Raw genomic sequence first — 1684 nt, forward strand, 5'->3', positions numbered from 1 at the left:
CCGGTGTTGACGAACCTGAGCATGTCGATGCTGGGATAAAGCCCCACGATCCTCTCGGCGAGCCTCACCTCGAGCATAGAGGGGGTGCCGTAGAGCCAGCCCCGCTCCAGCTGCTCGACCACCCTTTTCATGACCAGAGGATGCCGATGTCCCAGGATCATGGGGCCGTAGGCGAGACAGTAGTCGATCAGCTTATTGCCGTCCGCGTCCCAGAGGTATGGACCCTCGGCCCGCGAGACGTAGAAGGGGTATGGGGATATGGCCCGGACCGGGCTGCTGACGCCCCCCGGCATCAGCCTCTTTGCGACCTCGAAGAGCTTGCTAGAGGCATCTGAACTCATGAAACATGCACCGGATGGATTGACCAGTTGAAGATTAAAGAACCTTGCGATTAGATGAAATAGTCGTAATAACTTTTGAGCCGTCCTTCAGCCGAAGAAGTGCGGCCGGCCGGGAGAGATCGATGGTTGGGCGGCATGTGATCATCTTCTCGAAAGAGGTCTGCTGATCTCCCTCCAGGCCCGCTCCTCCGCCCTCCTCGAGACCTCCCTCAGAGGGAGGCCGACCTCCGTTGCGATCCTCCTGCAGTCGTCGTGCTCGGCCTTGATCTGGAGGATCTCGTCCCCGAGATAGCTCAACTTCGCCCTGACCGAGAAGGTCCGACCGTCTATCTCGAAGCCGATCGTCCTCTCCTCCCTTTTGGCGACGTACCGGTGAAGTGACGGAAATATCCTGATCCCGAGGCTTCCCGTCTCCCTCATCACTATCCGGGCGAGCCGGTCCATCTCCTCTTTCCTCGCGATCACCTTCACCACGTTCGCGGGCCTCCCCTTCTTCATCAGGGCGGGGACGATGGAGACGTCCAGGGCACCCTCTTCCATCAGGAGGTCGAGTAAGTTTCCTAGAACCTCGCCGGTCACGTCGTCGACGTTCGTCTCCAGCTGGACCACCCGGTCGTGATGATGATGGTCGGCCGGATGGCCAGGCCGTTCCAAAAGCTCGCCCACGACGCCCCGCAGCAGGTTCGGGACCTCGAGATCCCTGGTGCCGGAACCGTATCCCGCGGCGTCGGCCCGGAGGAGGGGGTACTCGCGGGCGGCCTTGTCCGCGAACCCTGCCAGGATCGCCGCTCCCGTGGGGGTCAAGAGCTCCCCCTCCACCGGCCCACCCCTCCAGAGGAGGCCCGACTCCTTCAGGACCTCCAGGGTCGCGGGGGCCGGGACCGGGAGGCGGCCGTGGGCTGCGATGACCGTCCCCGATCCGACGGATATGGGAAGGACTAAGACCTTCTCGACCCCCAGGCTCTCTAGCCCCGCACAGCTTCCGACGATGTCGGCCAGGGCGTCCAGGACCCCGATCTCGTGAAACCGCGCCTCCTCCCGAGCGACTCCGTGGACTCTACCCTCGGCCGCGGCCAGAATCTCCATGATCCTCTGGGCCCGGTCGAGGGCAGAGGGCGGAAGGCTCGAGCCCGCGAGGATCGACCTCGCCTCCGCCAGGGTCTTGTACCTCTTGCCTCCCGCCAGGACCCTCACCCGCGCGGCCCCGATGTGATGCTTCTCGTCCCGAGAGATCTCCAGGCCGCAGCCGACGGACTCTACAGCTGCCCTGACCGCATTGGGGTCTGCTCCCAGGTCCAGAAGGCAGGCCATGATCATGTCGCCGGAGGCGCCCGAGGAGGGGT

At 64.0% G+C, this 1684-nt stretch carries 2 protein-coding genes; both read right to left on the reverse strand.

Going from position 1 to position 1684, the window contains the following annotated elements; all coding sequences use genetic code 11:
* Positions 1–341, reverse strand: a 341-nt coding sequence (locus ACP5EL_RS10420; RefSeq protein ID WP_428402443.1) for an aminotransferase class III-fold pyridoxal phosphate-dependent enzyme, incomplete at its 3' end; no start/stop codon positions are given.
* A gap of 141 nt (positions 342–482) precedes the next feature.
* The coding region (gene larC, locus ACP5EL_RS10425; protein WP_428402444.1) for a nickel pincer cofactor biosynthesis protein LarC at positions 483–1684 on the reverse strand (1202 nt) is incomplete at its 5' end.

The organism is Methanocrinis sp. (assembly GCF_049974945.1).
Classification (GTDB): domain Archaea; phylum Halobacteriota; class Methanosarcinia; order Methanotrichales; family Methanotrichaceae; genus Methanocrinis.